Raw genomic sequence first — 15,664 nt, forward strand, 5'->3', positions numbered from 1 at the left:
GGCGGGGGTGGGATCATCGGGAGGTGAGCAGCTCCGACACCGTCCGCTTCCGGCACAACCAGGCGATCCTGGCCGCCGCGATCATCGCCTTCATCGGCGCCCTGCCGCTGGCCGGCGCCCGGTGGTACCTGCTGCCGGTGCTGCTCGTCCCGCTCGCCGTCGGGGTCTGGGCGTGGCGGGCCGGCACCGACGTGGACGCCCGCGAGCTGCGCCTGCGGGCGCTGGTCGGGCAGCGCCGGATCAGCTGGGACCGGGTCGTGGAGCTGGCCCCGGACGCACGGGGCCGGGCGGTGGCCCGACTCGACGACGGCCAGGCGGTGCTGCTGCCGGCCGTCCGCGGCGCCGACCTGCCGCGGCTGGTCGAGGCCACCGGCCAGACCCTGCCCGACGCGGCCGGCTGACCCGCCACGCCGCCACCGGTCAGTAGCCGTCCACGACCGCGTTGACCAACGGCTCGCCGGCCGCGAACCGCCGGACCTGCTCCCCGACCAGCCGGTACGCCCGCGGCAGCAGGCCGCGCACCGAGCCCGCCACGTGCGGGGTGAGCAGCACGTTCGGCATCGCCCACAGCGGGTGGTCGGCGGGCAGCGGCTCCGGGTCGGTGACGTCCAGCGCGGCCGAGATCCGGCCGGTCCGCAGCTCGGCGACGAGCGCCTCGGTGCGGGCCACCGGCCCGCGCGCGGCGTTCACCAGCAGCGCGCCGTCCCGCATCGCCGCGAGGAACGTCTCGTCGACCAGCCCCCGGGTCTGCTCGGTCAGCGGCACCAGCAGCACCACCACGTCGGCCTCGGGCAGCAGGCCCGGCAGCTCCTCGACGCCGTGCACCCCCTGATCCGGGCGGGCGGTCCGGGCCACCAGGGTGAAGCTCACCTCGAACGGCGCGAGCCGGTCCCGTACCGCCGAGCCGATCGAGCCCGCCCCGACGATCAGCACCCGCTTGCCGGCCAGCTCGTCGGTGGGGGCCACCTCCCCGTACGCCCACTCGCGCCGGGCCTGCGCCCGGGCCAGCGCCGGGAAGGCCCGCAGCTGGGACAGGATCGCCGCGACCACCCACTCGGCGGTGGACGGATCGTGCACGCCCCGGGCGTCGCAGAGCGTCACCCCCTCCGGGATCCGGCCGGCCCAGGCGTCCGCCCCGGCGGAGAGAAGCTGCACCACCGCCAGGTCGGGCAGCTCGCCCAGCAGCGCGGTGGCGTCGCCGCCGGCCAGGAACGGCGGCACCCAGAACCGGACACCGGCCGCCTCCGAGGGGAGCCGGGCGGGGTCCTCGACCACCTCGACGGTGACGTCCCAGGGCAGCTCCCCGAGGAACGCGCGGCCGGACTCGTGCGGGATCCATACCTTCACGCCCGCCGACGATAGGCCCCCGGCCGGGCCGCCGGCCGGGCGGGGCGGATCGCGTCACCCGGTCCGATCCGTCGGCCCCGGTACGGCGCCCCGGCGGGCTACCCTGGGCCGGGTGAGCGCCCGTCCCCCGTACCCTCGCACCCGCCGCCTCCGGGCGGCCCTGGCGGCGTCGTGCGCGGCGCTGCTGCTCGCGGCCGCCGGTTGCAGCTTCGGCGAGCCCGAGCCGGACCCGGCCGGCGAGCCGCCGACCTTCCCGACCCCCTCGACGACGGCGAGCGCCGGCGGCGCCGGCAGTGAGGTGGTCACCACCGTGCTGGCCAAGGGCCTGCGGGTGCCGTGGGGCATCGCCTTCCTGCCCGACGGCGCCGCACTGGTCACGGAGCGGGACAGCGGCCGGATCCTGCGGGTCGGCCCCGAGTCGGGGCCCGACGGGCTGAAGGTCACCCCGGTGCAGACCGTCCCCGACGTGGCCGCGTCCGGCGAGGGCGGGCTGATGGGCATCGCCGTCTCCCCCGACTACCAGCGCGACAAGTCGGTCTTCGTCTACTACACGACGGAGCGCGACAACCGGATCGCCCGGCTGGAACTCGGCGGCACGCCCATCCCGATCCTCACCGGCATCCCCAAGGCGGGCATCCACAACGGTGGCGGCCTCGCCTTCGGCCCGGACGGCCTGCTCTACGCGAGCACCGGCGACGCCGGCGACCGGCCTCAGGCGCAGGACGTCAAGCGCCTCGGCGGGAAGATCCTGCGGATCACCAAGGACGGCAAGCCCGCGCCCGGCAACCCGTTCCCGAAGTCCCCGGTGTGGTCCCTCGGCCACCGCAACGTCCAGGGGCTCGCCTGGGACCCGGGCAAACGGATGTACGCCGTCGAATTCGGCCAGAACACCTGGGACGAGGTCAACCAGGTCACCAAGGGGCGCAACTACGGCTGGCCGCAGGTCGAGGGGCGCGACGACGACAAGCGCTACGTCAACCCGATCACCCAGTGGCCGACGTCGGACGCCTCCTGCTCCGGGCTGGCCGCCGCGGACCGGCTGCTGGTCACCGCGTGCCTGCGCGGCAAGCGGCTGTGGCTGGTCGAGCTGACCGACACCGGCACGGTGCTCGGCCAGCCGCGCGAGCTGCTGACCGGGCGGTTCGGGCGGCTGCGGGCCGTGGCCGCCGCGCCCGACGGCTCGATCTGGGTGAGCACTTCCAACCACGACGGGCGGGGCGACCCCGCGCCCGAGGACGACCGGCTGCTGCGTCTGGTCTTCGCCGACGGCGGCGCCGGCCGGAGCTGACCCGACGGGCTCGGCCGGGTTTACCAAGATCCCTCACTGGGCAGGTCAGAATCTCAACATGGACGGGCAGGAGAACGAGCAGCACGAGCACCGGGACGAGGACGCCCCGGTGACCGGTGGTGCCCGCCGGGGCGACCCCGACCGGGCCGGCCGGCGCGCGCTCCGTGCGGCCGGGGTGACGCTCGCGGTCCTGGTCGTCGCCCTGGTCGGGGTGGTCGTCGGCGTGCTCGCCGGCGGCCGGGTGAGCACCGACATCGGCCCGTTCCAGGCGGACCTCACGGTGGCCCCGGCCGTCAGCGGCAGCACCACCGTCGACATCCCGCCGCTGGGCGCGCTGCTGCTCGACAGCCACGACGGGCCGACGCACCTGACGGTCGAGCTGGGCGCGCTGGACCAGAGCCGCGTCCAGGCGCTGATCGACGACCCGGCCAGCATCAACCGGGCGAGCCAGACCGCCGTCGACGACGTCCGCGAGGGGGTGATGCGACTCGGTCTGCGTACGCTCGCGTCGGCCGTGCTGGTGACCCTGCTGCTGGCCCTGCTGGTCTTCCGCGACGCCCGCCGCGCGGCCTGGGCCGGCGGGCTGGCGCTGGTGATCACCGCCGGCGGCCTCGGCGCCGCCGCGGCGACCCTCCGGCCGCAGGCCATCGAGGAGCCACGCTACGAGGGGCTGCTGGTCAACGCCCCCGCGATCGTCGGCGACGCCCGGCGGATCGCCAACGACTACACCCGCTACGCCGAGCAGCTCCAGCACATCGTCGGCAACGTCAGCCAGCTCTACACCACCGTGTCGTCGCTGCCGGTCTACGAGCCGGCCCCCGGCACGACCCGGGTGCTGCACGTCTCCGACATGCACCTCAACCCGACCGGTTGGCAGCTCATCCGCACCGTCGTGGAGCAGTTCGGCATCGACGTGGTGATCGACACCGGGGACATCACCGACTGGGGCAGCGAGCCGGAGGCCTCGTACGTCGGCTCGATCGGCCTGCTCAAGAAGCCGTACGTCTACATCCGCGGCAACCACGACTCGGGCCGGACGGCGGCGGCGGTGGCCCGGCAGCCGAACGCGATCGTGCTCAACAACACCACCACCACGGTCGCCGGGCTGACCATCGCCGGCATCGGCGACCCGCGCTTCACGCCCGACAAGAACACCTCGCCGGCGGGCAGCGGCCTCACCAAGCAGGTCGCCGACCAGGTGATCGGTGCCGGCGACCAGCTCGCCGCCACGGTGCGCAGCTCGCCGCAGCCGGTGAACATCGCGCTGGTGCACGACCCGGCCTCGGCCGGCCCGCTGTCGGGCACCTGCCCGCTGGTGCTCGCCGGGCACACCCACAGCCGGCAGGTGTCGAAGCTGCCGGCGGTGCCCGGGCAGATGCCGACCCAGCTGCTCGTGCAGGGCTCCACGGGCGGTGCCGGGCTGCGCGGTCTGGAGGGCGAGAAGCCCACCCCGCTGACGATGAGCGTCCTCTACTTCGACAAGGACAAGCTGCTCCAGGCGTACGACGACATCACCGTGGGGGGCACCGGCCAGGCGCAGGTGAACCTGGAGCGGCACATCGTGGAGAACCCGAAGGTGGGCGTCCCGGCCCCCGTCACCCCCACCCCGACCCGCTGAGCCGCCGGGCCGGGTGCCGGACGACCGCCCGCGACACCCGACCCGGGCCGGATCAGCGCAGGGACAGGGCGGCGAGGGCGGCGTTGACGATGCTGCCGGGCAGCAGGTCGTGCAGCTCGTACAGCTCGTGGACGCTGCCGGACTGGCCGAACTCGTCCACCCCGAGCGGCACCGCCGGGGCGCCGACCGCCGAGCCGAGCCACGCCATCGCGTGCGAGGCGGCGTCGTGCACGGTCACCACCGGCACCCGGTCGGCGAACGCCGAACGCAGCGCGCCGGGCACGCTCGGCACGGTCGCCGTACGGACGCCCTGGCGCAGGGTGCGCTGCCAGGCCCGGTAGAGGCGGTCCAGCGAGGTGACGTCGACGACGTGCGCGGCGATGCCCTCCTCGGCCAGCTCCGCCGCCGCGACGAGCACCTCCGGCAGCACCGCGCCGGAGGCGGCGAGCTGCACGACCGGGGCGTCGGCCAGGTGCGGGTACGCCTGGTGGGCGTCCACCAGCCGGTACGCCCCGGCGACCGCCTGCCGGCGGAGCACCGCGTCGCCGAGCCGGGCCCGGGCCGCCTCGAAGGGCGCCTGGTCGATCGGGCGGGTGCTGAGCCGGAAGTAGTACGCCCCGTCCTCGGCCGGCGCGGCCGTCGCCGACGGGGCCGACCCACCGGCGATCTGGCCCAGCGCGTCGCAGAGCAGCCAGTCCAGCGTGGCCGCGTACGCGGGTTCGAGGAACGTCACCCCCGGCAGCTCCAGGCCGACCGACGCGGTGATGGTCGACTGGTGCGCCCCGCCCTCGGGGGCGAGGGTGATGCCCGACGGGGTGCCGGCGACCACGAACCGGGAGCCGGAGTAGGTGCCGTAGAGGAACGCGTCGAGCCCGCGCAGCACGAACGGGTCGTAGACCGTGCCGACCGGCAGCAGCGGCTGGGCCGACAGGTCCCAGGCCAGGCCGAGCTGGCCGAGCAGCAGGAACAGGTTCATCTCCGAGATGCCCAGCTCGATGTGCTGGCCGGCGGGGCTCTCCGTCCAGCGCAGCATCCGGTCCTCGGTCCAGGAACGCTGCTCCGTGGGCGCGAAGACGCCGGTCTTGTTGATGAACCCGGCGAGGTTCGTGGAGGTGGCCACGTCCGGCGCGGTGGTGACCAGGTAGCGGCCGACCTCGGGGTTGCGGGCCAACTCGACCAGCACCCGGCCGAAGACCTCCTGCGTCGAGATGGGCTTGTTGGCGCGTACCCGCGTGCCCTCCGGGACGGTGACCCCCAGCGCCCGCTCGCGGGGCGCGCGGGACAGCGCCTCCCGGCGCTCGCCGGCCCGGATGCCGGCCGGGGACGCCGGGTCGAGGCGGTCCCACTCGGTCCCCGGCGTCAGGCCGTGCGCGGCGCGCAGCGCGTCGACCTGCTCCGTGGTGAGCAGCGCCGAGTGGTTGCGCGGGTTGCCGGCGATCGGCAGCCCCCACCCCTTCACCGTGTACGCGAACACCACGCTGGGCCGGTCGGTGACGGCGTCGCACTGGGCGTACGCGTCGAGCATCGCCGCCATGTCGTGCCCGCCCAGGTCGGTGACCAGCGGCCCCAGCTCGTCGTCGCCGATGTCGGCGATGAACGCCTCGATCCCGTCGGGCGCGCCGTCGAGGAACTGCTTGCGCAGCGCCGGCCCGGCGAGCCCGAACAGCGACTGGTACTGCTCGTTCGGCATCGCGTCGATCCAGTCGCGCAGCCGCTCCCCGCCCGGCCGGGCGTACGCCTCGGCGAGCCGGCGGCCGTACTTGACCTCCACCACGTGCCAGCCGGCGGCCTCGAACTGGCCCCGCCACTGGTTGATCCGCACCCCGGGCACCACCCGGTCGAGCGACTGCCGGTTGAAGTCGACCAGCCACATCACGTTGCCCAGGCCGGTGGTGGCCGGGTCGGCGACCGCCTCCCAGATGTTCCCCTCGTCCAGCTCGGCGTCGCCGATCAGCGCGACGAACCGGGAGTGCGGGCGGGCGCCGAAGTGCGCGTCGACGTAGCGCCGCGTCGCGGCGGCGAAGAGCGGCGCCGCCGCGCCGAGCCCGACGGAGCCGGTGGAGAAGTCCACCTCGTCCGGGTCCTTGGTGCGCGACGGGTACGACTGGAGCCCGCCCCGGGCCCGCAGCGTCGTCAGGTACGACCGGTCCAGGTTGCCGAGCAGGTACTGGATGGCGTGGAACACCGGCGAGGCGTGCGGCTTGACCGCCACCCGGTCCTCGGCGTCCAGGTGCGCGAACCACAGCGCCGTCATCGCGGTGACCAGCGAGGCGCTGGACGCCTGGTGCCCGCCGACCTTCACCCCGTCGCCGGTGTCGCGGTCGTGGTTGGCCGCGTCGACGATCCGGGTGGCGAGCCAGAGCACCCGCTGCTGGATCTCGTCGAGGAGGTCGAGGTCGGTTCGGTTCACGTTCGGCTCCAGGGGTCCGGCACGTCACCGTTGACGGCCGGTCGGGGGCGGGCGGGGTTGCGCGGGTACGGGGCCGCCGCGCACGACGGGCGTGCGCGGCGGCTCGGGAGGTGCGGGGCAGGCCCCTTCCTGCTCGGAAGGCGTCCGGAAGGGGCCCTTTCGTGCAGGTCAGGCGCCGAGGCGGGAGAGGATCAGCTCGCGGACGGTCTTGGCGTCGGCCTGGCCGCGGGTGGTCTTCATGACCGCGCCGACCAGTGCGCCGGCCGCGGCGACCTTGCCGCTGCGCACCTTCTCGGCGATGTCCGGGTTGGCCGCGATCGCCTCGTCCACGGCGGCGGTGAGCGCGCCAGTGTCGGAGACGACCTCCAGGCTCCGGTTGGTCATGATCTCGGTCGGCGAGCCCTCGCCGGCCACCACGCCCTCCAGGACGCTGCGGGCCAGCTTGTCGTTGAGCTTGCCGGCGTCGACCAGGCCCTGCAGCTCGGCGACCTGCGCCGGGGTGGCCCCGACGTCGGCCAGCTCCACGCCGGTCTCGTTGGCCCGCCGGGACAGCTCGCCCAACCACCACTTGCGGGCCGCGGCCGGGGACGCGCCGGCGGCGACGGTCTGCTCGATCAGCTCGACCGCCCCGGCGTTGAGCACGGACTGCATGTCCGCGTCGGACAGGCCCCACTGCTCCTGGAGCCGGCGACGGTGCAGCCGGGGCAGCTCGGGCAGGGCGGCCTTCAGCTCGGCGACCCAGGCGGTGTCCGGTGCGAGCGGCACCAGGTCGGGCTCCGGGAAGTAGCGGTAGTCGGTCGCCGTCTCCTTGGACCGGCCCGGCGTGGTGTCGCCGGTGTCCTCGTGGAAGTGCCGGGTCTCCTGGGTGATCCGGCCGCCCGCGTCGAGCACGGACGCCTGCCGGATGATCTCCGACCGGACCGCCCGCTCGACCGACCGCAGCGAGTTGACGTTCTTGGTCTCCGTGCGGGTGCCCCACTCCTCGCCCGGCAGGTTGAGGGAGGTGTTGACGTCGCAGCGCAGCGACCCCTCCTCCATCCGCACGTCGGAGACGCCCAGCGAGCGGATCACGTCGCGCAGCTCGGTGACGTACGCGCGGGCCACCTCGGGGGCCAACGCGCCGGTGCCGGGGACCGGCTTGGTGACGATCTCCACCAGCGGGATGCCGGCCCGGTTGTAGTCGACCAGCGACTCGGTGGCGCCGTGGATGCGCCCGGTCGTGCCGCCGACGTGCAGCGTCTTGCCGGTGTCCTCCTCCAGGTGCACCCGCTCGATGCCGATCCGCACCAGCTCGCCGTTCACCTCGACGTCCAGGTAGCCCTCGAAGCACAGCGGCTCGTCGTACTGGCTGATCTGGAAGTCCTTCGGCATGTCCGGGTAGAAGTAGTTCTTCCGGGCGAACCGGCACCACTCGGCGATCGAGCAGTTCAGCGCCAGGCCGATCCGGATCGTCGCCTCGATGGCGGCCCTGTTGGCCACCGGCAGCGAACCGGGCAGACCCAGACAGACCGGGCAGACCCGGGTGTTCGGCGCGCCACCGAAGTCGGTCGGGCAGCCGCAGAACATCTTGGTGTTCGTGCCCAGCTCGACGTGGGTCTCCAGGCCGATCACCGGTTCGTAGCGCGCGACGACCTCGTCGTACGCGGGCAGTGTCGTCGTCATCTGAGCTCCTGCCTCACAGTGCCGGTGGGGTGAACGTGCCGACCGCGCTCTCCAGCGCCGCGGCGACCCGGTACATCCGGTCGTCGGCCATGGTCGGGGCCATGATCTGGAAGCCGACCGGCAGCCCGTCGGAGAGCCCGCACGGCACCGAGATGCCCGGCCCGCCGTACAGGTTGGTCGGGATGGTGAACAGGTCGGCCAGGTACATCTGGTACGGGTCGGAGGTGCGCGCCCCGATCGGGAACGCCACGAACGGGGTGGTCGGCGAGATCAGCGCGTCGACCTTCTCGAACGCCGCCGTGAAGTCCCGGGTGATCAGGGTCCGGACCTTCTGCGCCTGCCCGTAGTAGGCGTCGTAGTAGCCCGACGAGAGCGCGTACGTGCCGATCATGATGCGGCGCTTGACCTCGGGGCCGAAGCCGGCCTCCCGGGTCAGCGACATGACCTCCTCCAGCGACCGGTTGCCGTCGTCGCCGACCCGCAGGCCGAACCGGACGCCGTCGAACCGGGCCAGGTTGGAGGAGCACTCGCTCGGGGCGATCAGGTAGTACGCCGGCAGCGCGTACTTGAAGTGGGGGCAGGACACCTCGACGATCTCGGCGCCCAGCTTGGTCAGCGCGTCGACCGACTCGCGGAACGCGGCCAGTACGCCGGGCTCGGCGCCCTCGCCGGTGAACTCGCTGACGATGCCGAGCTTCACGCCGGTCAGGTCGCCGGTGGCGCCCCGCCTCGCGGCGGCCACCACGTCCGGCACCGGCTGCGGGATGGAGGTGGAGTCGCGCGGGTCGTGCCCGCCGATCACCTCGTGCAGCAGCGCGGCGTCCAGGACGGTGCGGGCGCAGGGGCCGGGGGTGTCCAGCGAGGAGGAGAACGCCACCAGGCCGTAGCGGGAGGTGCCGCCGTAGGTCGGCTTCGCGCCGACGGTGCCGGTGACCGCGCCGGGCTGACGGATCGAGCCGCCGGTGTCGGAGCCGATCGCCAGCGGCGCCTCGTACGCCGCGAGGGCCGCGGCGCTGCCGCCACCGGAGCCGCCCGGGATGCGGCTCAGGTCCCACGGGTTGTGCGTCGGGCCGTACGCCGAGTACTCCGTGGAGGAGCCCATGGCGAACTCGTCCATGTTGGTCTTGCCGAGCATCACCGTGCCGGCGGCGCGCAGCCGCTGCACGATCGTCGAGTCGTACGGCGGGCGCCAGCCCTCCAGGATCTTCGACCCGACGGTGGTCGGCACGCCCTTGGTGGTCAGCACGTCCTTCACCGCGACCGGCACGCCGGCCAGCGGGCCCAACTCCTCGCCGGCGGCGCGGCGGGCGTCCACCTCGCGGGCGGCGGCGAGCGCGCCCTCGCTGTCGACGTGCAGGAACGCGTGCACCCGGTCGTCCACGGCGGCGATCCGGTCCAGGTGCGCCTGCGTGACCTCGACGGCGGAGGTCTCGCCGGCGGCGACGAGCCCCGCGATCTCCGTCGCGGTCAGTCTGGTCAGGTCACTCATGCCGCCGCCTCGCTTCGCTCACCGGCGTCCTGCGCGCCGGACACACCGGGCCTGGTGATCCGCTCGCTCATGACGCCACATCCTCGTCCAGGATCCGCGGTACGCGGAACCGCTGCTCCTCGGCGTCGGGCGCGCCCGACAGCGCCTCCTCGGGGGTCAGCCCGGGCACCACGACGTCGTCCCGCAGGACGTTGGTCAGCGGCACCGAGTGCGAGGTCGGCGGGATGTCCGCCGCGGTGACCTCGCCGACCTGCGCGACCGCCTGGAGGATCACGTCGAGCTGGCCGGCGAAGGTGTCCAGCTCCTCCTCCGTGACGGCGAGCCGCGACAGTCGCGCCAGGTGCGCGACCTCCTCGCGGGAGATGGCGGCCATCGGTGCCCCCTTCGTGACGGTGTTGCCGGTCGGGCCGGTGCCGGCCGCGCGGCGATTGTGCGTGACGCGCGGTGACCGGAGCGAGTCTATTGTTCCGTCCGGGCGGCGCGTCCCCGACTCCCCCCATGGGCGCGGCGCGCCGGGCCGCCGCCCCGGCGAGAGGCATCCCGGCGACGGGCTCGGCGGGCGACGGGCTCGGCGGCGGTGGGCTCAGCGGGCGTGCCGGCGGGGGATCTCCGCGTCGGCGCTCGGGGTCGGGCGGACCGGGCGGTAGCGGGCCAGCCAGGCGACGAGTTCCTCGGCCGGCATCGGCCGGGCGTAGAACCAGCCCTGCGCGGCGTCGCAGCCGGCGGCGTGCAGCATGCGCCAGGTGCGCTCGTCCTCCACGCCCTCGGCGACCACCCGCAGCCCGAGCGCCTTGGCCAGCTCGATCGTCGACCGCACGATCGCCGCGTCGTCGGCGTCCTCGGCCATCCCCAGCACGAAGGAGCGGTCCACCTTCACCTCGGACAGCGGCAGCCGACGCAGGTGCTGCAACGACGAGTACCCGGTGCCGAAGTCGTCCAGCGCGATGCCCACCCCGATCCGGTGCAGGCGGGAGATGGTGGCCAGCACCCGGCGGGGGTCGGCCATCAGCGCCCCCTCGGTGATCTCCAGTTGCAGCCGCTGCGGCGGCACGCCGTACCGGGCGAGCAGGTCGGCGATCTGGTCGGCGATCTCGCCGGTGTGCAGGTCCCGAACGCTGACGTTGAGCGCCGCCGGCAGGGCGATCCCGGCGGCCGACCACTTGGCGAGCTGTTCCACCACGTCGTCCACCACCCGCCGGGTCAGCAGCCGCATCACCGCGCTCTGCTCGGCGACCCGGATCAGCTCCTCCGGGTCGACCATCCCCCGGCGGGGGTGCCGCCAGCGCAGCAGCGCCTCCACGCCGACCACCTCACCGGTCGCGATCGCGACCTGCGGCTGGTAGTACATGGTGATCTCGCCCGCGTCGGCGGCCGGGTCCAGCTCCGCGTCCCGACCCCGAGCCGGCCCGGGGTCCGCGCCCCGCCGTCGGGCCGCGTCCAGCGGGCCACCCCGCCGGCCCGCCGGGTCGCGGTCGCCGCGCCGGCCGCCGTCGCCGGTCGCGCCCTGCCGGCGTACGCCGGTCTCGCCGCCGGGCCGGCCGGCGTGCTCGCGGCGGCCGGGACCGTCGCCCCGGTCCGGGCCGGTCTCGGGTGATGCCGCCGCCCGGCGGCGGATCGGGTCGGCGGCGGTGACGATCCGGTTGATCAACTCGTCGGTGTGCGGCGGCTCGGTCCGCTGCCGGCGGCGGCGCAACCGCCAGCGGCCGCATCCGGCGTCGGGGCGCAGACCCGCCGCGTCGGCCGGAAGTTCCGCGCCGTCCCCGCCCCGCGCGCCCATCGCCGGCGTGGCCGGTGCCGTCGCGGCACCGTTGACGCCGGCGGGGCCGCCGCCCCCCTCGGCCAGGACCCCACCGGCCACGGTCCGGTCGGCCGCCCCCTGCGGCCCGTCGCCGTCGCCCGGGAGCCCGGCCCGCGCGCCTTCCCCCGCCGGTAGGCCCTCCGGGGCGGCTTCCCCCGCCGGGAGCCCGGCCCGCGCGGCGTCCCCGGGCGGGAGCCCGGCCCGCGTCGCCGGCGGCGCGCCGGCCGGGCGGCCGGACTCCAGCACCCGGCGCAGGTCCGCGAGGAGGCCCAGCCGCTCGGCGGAGTTGTGGTCCGACTCGGCCGCGTAGACCGCCACGGTGTCGTTGCGGTGCTTGGCGTCGTACATCGCCACGTCGGCGTGGCGCATCAGGGTCGCGAAGTCCTCACCGTGTTCCGGGAAGAGCGCGACGCCGATGGAGCCGCCCACGTCGAGCGGCAGCCCGTCCAGGGGCACCGGCTCGGCCAGCGCGCGGACCACCCGGTCGGCGAGGTCCCGAGCCTCATCGACGTCGGCCAGCCCGGTCATCACGATGGCGAACTCGTCCCCGCCCAGCCGGGCCACCATGTCCTCCCCGGCCACGCCGGTCAGCCGCGCGCTCACCTCGACCAGCAGCCGGTCACCCACCGCGTGTCCGAGCGCGTCGTTGACGTTCTTGAACCGGTCCAGGTCGATCAGGAGCAGCGCCAGGTGGGCGCCGGGCTCGCCGCGGGTTGCCCGTTCGGCGTGCAGGTGCACCTGCTCGCCGACCTCGGCCAGCAGCGCCTTGCGGTTGGGCAGGCCGGTGAGCGGGTCCAGTGAGGCCAGTTGCTGCTGCTCCACGCTGAGCCGGGCCATCCGGTAGACGGCGAACAGCGGCACCAGCACCAGCGGGATCAGCGCCGCGCTGGCCCGGGCCGCGGCGACCAGCACCGGGGCGAGCAGCAGCAGCGAACCGGTGGAGAGCAGCTCGAAGCCCAGCCCCTGCCGCAGGCTGGGCCACCAGCGGTCGCCGAAGCGCAGCCGGACGGCGGCGCTCACCAGCGCGTAGTTGACGGCGAACCAGGCCACCGTCGCGCCGCCCACGACGGCCACGTCCGTCCAGCGCAGCGGGCCGCCGTCGAAGATGCCGCCGGGCCCGAGCCAGGTGACCACGTACGCGGCGGCCAGGGCGCAGGCGTACTGGCCGGCGTTGAAGGCCGTCCGCCAGGGGGCGTGCCCCATCCGCCAGCCGGAGACGACGACGGCCACCGCCTGCACGGCGACCGCCGGGCCGAACCCCCAGCCGAGCAGGATCGCGAAGGTGAAGCAGGTGGACGGGAAGACCGCCGAGGTCTGCCGGCGCCCGGGCGGGACGAACGGGCGCGCGTCGCAGCCGATGGCGAGGGCCGCCATCACCCAGAACGCCGCCGGCAGCTCCGGCAGCTCCTCCGGGAGGGCGAGCAGCGGGCGTACGCAGAGCAGCACGGCCAGCGCGACGACCGACCAGACGAAGACGAAGAACGGGCGTCCCCGGCCGGGCGGAACGGAGTTTCGCAGGTCGGCGGCCTCCATCGCACCTCCCGGGGGGCTCGGTCCACGAGGCGTGACCCGCTGACACGCCGTGCCGTCAATGAAACGCCCTCGGTGGTGCAATGCCCGACACGACAGTCGCGAATCGGTCGTAGTCGTAATTAAGTTGGTATCCGGGCCAGTCCCCGCAAGCCGCCCGCGGCGACGCCCACCGACGACACCGCGGACGTCCGCCCGCGCGCCCGCCGGGGCGGATTTCCCGCGCGCCCGCCCCCACGTTCCGGCGGCTTCGCCGCCGGCCCGCCGTCACTCCTCGGTGCGGGCGACCCCCCGGGCCGCGTCCGGGCCCTCGTCCAGCAGCACCTGGAAGCCCGCCTCGTCGAGGACGGGCACCTTGAGGCTGGCCGCCTTGTCCGCCTTGGAGCCCGGGTTGTCGCCCACGACCACGAAGGAGGTCTTCTTGGAGACCGACCCGCTGACCTTGCCGCCCCGGCTCTGGATCGCCTCGGCGGCCTGGTCGCGGCTGAACCCGGCCAGCGTGCCGGTCACCACGACGCTGAGCCCCTCCAGCGGGCGTGGCCCCTCGTCGACCACGTCCTCGGCCATCCGTACGCCGGCCTCGGCCCACTTGCGGACCACCTCGCGGTGCCAGTCGACGGCGAACCACTCCCGGATGCTCGCCGCGATCGTCGGCCCCACGCCGTCGACCGAGGAGAGCTCCTCCTCGCCGGCCCGGTCGATCGCCTCCACGGAGCGGAAGTGCCGGGCGAGCGCCCGCGCGGCGGTGGGCCCGACGTGCCGGATGGACAGCCCCACCAGCACCCGCCACAGGTCGCGTTCCTTGGCCACGGCCAGGTTGTCGAGCAGCTTGACCGCGTTGCTGCCGAGGCTGCCGTCCTTGTTGACGAAGAAGGGCGACTTCGCGAGCTGCTCGGCGTCGAGGGAGAACAGGTCGCCCTCGTCGGTGATGATGTGGGCGTCGAGCAGCGCCGCCGCGCTCTTGTGGCCGAGCGCCTCGATGTCGAACACCTTGCGGCTCGCCAGGTGGAAGACCCGCTCCCGCAGCTGGCCGGGGCAGGTGCGGGAGTTGGGGCAGCGGATGTCGACGTCGCCCTCCTTGGCCGGTGCCAGCGGCGAGCCGCAGGCCGGGCAGGTGGTGGGCATGACGAACGGCCGGGCGTCGGCGGGGCGCAGGTCGACCACCGGGCCGAGCACCTCGGGGATCACGTCGCCGGCCTTGCGCAGCACCACGGTGTCGCCGATCAGGACGCCCTTGCGCTCGACCTCCCGCGCGTTGTGCAGGGTGGCGTACGCGACGGTGGAGCCGGCCACCTTGACGGGCTGGAGCACGGCCCGGGGCGTGACCCGGCCGGTGCGCCCGACCTCGACGTCGATGTCGAGCAGCTTCGTGGTCACCTCCTCCGGCGGGTACTTGAAGGCGATCGCCCAGCGCGGCGCCCGGCTGGTCGAACCGAGCCGGCCCTGGATCGAGACCGGGTCGACCTTGACCACCACGCCGTCGATCTCGTGCTCGACGTCGTGCCGGTGCTCGGCGTAGTGGGCGATGAATTCCGCGACGCCGGCCAGGTCGGGCACCACCCGCCAACGGTCGCTGGTCGGCAGCCCCCACGCCTTCAGGGCCGCGTACGACTCGGACTGCGTCACCGGCTGGAAGCCGCGGCGGGCGCCGATGCCGTGCACCACCAGGCGCAGCGGACGGGACGCGGTGATCCGCGGATCCTTCTGGCGCAGGCTGCCGGCGGCCGCGTTGCGCGGGTTGGCGAACGGTGCCTTGCCCTGCTCGACGAGCCCGGCGTTGAGGTCGGCGAAGGCGGCCACCGGGAAGTAGATCTCGCCGCGGACCTCGATGAACTCCGGCATGTCGGGGAACTCCGCCGACACGGAGAGCTGGCCCGGCACGTCGCGGATGCTGCGCACGTTGGCGGTGACGTCCTCGCCGGTGCGGCCGTCGCCCCGGGTCGCCGCGCGGACCAGCCGCCCGCGCTCGTAGGTGAGGTTGATGGCGAGCCCGTCGACCTTCAGCTCGCAGAGGTAGGGCACCGGCCCGCCCGCGTCGCGCTCGACCCGCTCGGCCCAGGCCGCCAGCTCCTCGTCGGCGAAGGCGTTGTCGAGCGAGAGCATCCGCTCGGCGTGGGCCACCGGGGTGAAGTCCGTGGAGAAGGTGCCGCCGACCCGCTGCGTCGGCGACTCGGGTGTGCGCAGCGCGGGGAACTGCTCCTCCAGCGCCGCCAGCTCCCGCAACTGCCGGTCGAACTCGGCGTCGGAGATGGTCGGCGCGTCCAGCACGTAGTAGCGGTACTGGTGCTCGGTCAGCTCCTGGCTCAGGGTGGCGTGCTGCTCCCGCGCCTCCAGGGTCGGCTCGGCACCCGCGGCCGCCTCCTGTGCCGGAGTGACCTGCTGGTGGATGGCTTCCTCGGACACCGTGCGACCTCCCGTGATTCCGCTACCCCGGCACCGTATCGGTCCGGTGGGACAATCCGCCGGCCACCCGCCACGCCTGAGCGGCGCCAGGGCCGCCGACGTGCGAGGATCGCCGGACT

Annotated in this window: 10 protein-coding genes; 3 read left to right on the plus strand and 7 right to left on the minus strand. The window is 74.6% G+C overall.

Translation table 11 applies throughout. The features are described from left to right. Positions 1-23: 23 nt before the first annotated feature. The gene (locus ABZ793_RS07935) at positions 24-401 is read left to right on the plus strand and encodes a PH domain-containing protein (protein ID WP_357453593.1); all 378 of its coding nucleotides are present in this window, start codon (positions 24-26) and stop codon (positions 399-401) included. 19 nt (positions 402-420) lie between these two features. On the opposite strand, the gene ABZ793_RS07940 is transcribed toward ABZ793_RS07935, so the two are convergent. Further along, the gene (locus tag ABZ793_RS07940) at positions 421-1,347 is read right to left on the minus strand and encodes a 2-hydroxyacid dehydrogenase (protein ID WP_357453596.1); all 927 of its coding nucleotides are present in this window, start codon (positions 1,345-1,347) and stop codon (positions 421-423) included. Positions 1,348-1,459: 112 nt separating this feature from the next. Between ABZ793_RS07940 and ABZ793_RS07945 the strand changes: the two genes are divergently transcribed. Continuing rightward, positions 1,460-2,635, plus strand: a complete 1,176-nt coding sequence (locus tag ABZ793_RS07945) for a PQQ-dependent sugar dehydrogenase (RefSeq protein ID WP_357453599.1) — start codon at positions 1,460-1,462, stop codon at positions 2,633-2,635. A 58-nt stretch (positions 2,636-2,693) separates the two neighbouring features. After that, positions 2,694-4,253 (plus strand): metallophosphoesterase, encoded by a 1,560-nt coding sequence (locus tag ABZ793_RS07950; RefSeq protein WP_357453602.1) that lies wholly within the window; start codon positions 2,694-2,696, stop codon positions 4,251-4,253. Positions 4,254-4,305: 52 nt separating this feature from the next. On the opposite strand, the gene ABZ793_RS07955 is transcribed toward ABZ793_RS07950, so the two are convergent. The 6 genes from ABZ793_RS07955 to ligA all read right to left on the minus strand — a co-directional run bounded on the left by ABZ793_RS07955 (position 4,306) and on the right by ligA (position 15,545). After that, positions 4,306-6,663, minus strand: coding sequence for a pyruvate dehydrogenase (locus ABZ793_RS07955; protein ID WP_357453605.1), 2,358 nt, complete (start codon positions 6,661-6,663; stop codon positions 4,306-4,308). A gap of 168 nt (positions 6,664-6,831) precedes the next feature. Further along, positions 6,832-8,325, minus strand: a complete 1,494-nt coding sequence (gene gatB / locus ABZ793_RS07960) for an Asp-tRNA(Asn)/Glu-tRNA(Gln) amidotransferase subunit GatB (RefSeq protein WP_357453608.1) — start codon at positions 8,323-8,325, stop codon at positions 6,832-6,834. A 13-nt stretch (positions 8,326-8,338) separates the two neighbouring features. Further along, entirely contained in the window at positions 8,339-9,814 is a 1,476-nt protein-coding gene (gene gatA, locus ABZ793_RS07965) for an Asp-tRNA(Asn)/Glu-tRNA(Gln) amidotransferase subunit GatA (RefSeq protein WP_357453611.1), read from the minus strand. A gap of 67 nt (positions 9,815-9,881) precedes the next feature. Next, entirely contained in the window at positions 9,882-10,187 is a 306-nt protein-coding gene (gene gatC, locus ABZ793_RS07970) for an Asp-tRNA(Asn)/Glu-tRNA(Gln) amidotransferase subunit GatC (protein ID WP_350685712.1), read from the minus strand. 210 nt (positions 10,188-10,397) lie between these two features. After that, a complete protein-coding gene (locus tag ABZ793_RS07975) occupies positions 10,398-13,145 on the minus strand; it encodes a bifunctional diguanylate cyclase/phosphodiesterase (protein WP_357453615.1) in 2,748 nt (915 codons plus the stop codon). Positions 13,146-13,409: 264 nt separating this feature from the next. Further along, entirely contained in the window at positions 13,410-15,545 is a 2,136-nt protein-coding gene (ligA, locus tag ABZ793_RS07980) for an NAD-dependent DNA ligase LigA (protein ID WP_357453618.1), read from the minus strand. Positions 15,546-15,664: the final 119 nt, after the last annotated feature.

Origin of the sequence: Micromonospora sp. NPDC047465, from assembly GCF_040643125.1 — a bacterium.
Classification (GTDB): Bacteria; Actinomycetota; Actinomycetes; order Mycobacteriales; family Micromonosporaceae; genus Micromonospora.

Coding starts and splice junctions, on each gene's coding strand:
- gatC (WP_350685712.1), bottom strand. CDS start 10,187: ATGGCCGCCATCTCCCGCGAGGAGGTCGCGCACCTGGCGCGACTGTCG.
- ABZ793_RS07975 (WP_357453615.1), bottom strand. CDS start 13,145: ATGGAGGCCGCCGACCTGCGAAACTCCGTTCCGCCCGGCCGGGGACGC.
- gatA (WP_357453611.1), bottom strand. CDS start 9,814: ATGAGTGACCTGACCAGACTGACCGCGACGGAGATCGCGGGGCTCGTC.
- gatB (WP_357453608.1), bottom strand. CDS start 8,325: ATGACGACGACACTGCCCGCGTACGACGAGGTCGTCGCGCGCTACGAA.
- ABZ793_RS07950 (WP_357453602.1), top strand. CDS start 2,694: ATGGACGGGCAGGAGAACGAGCAGCACGAGCACCGGGACGAGGACGCC.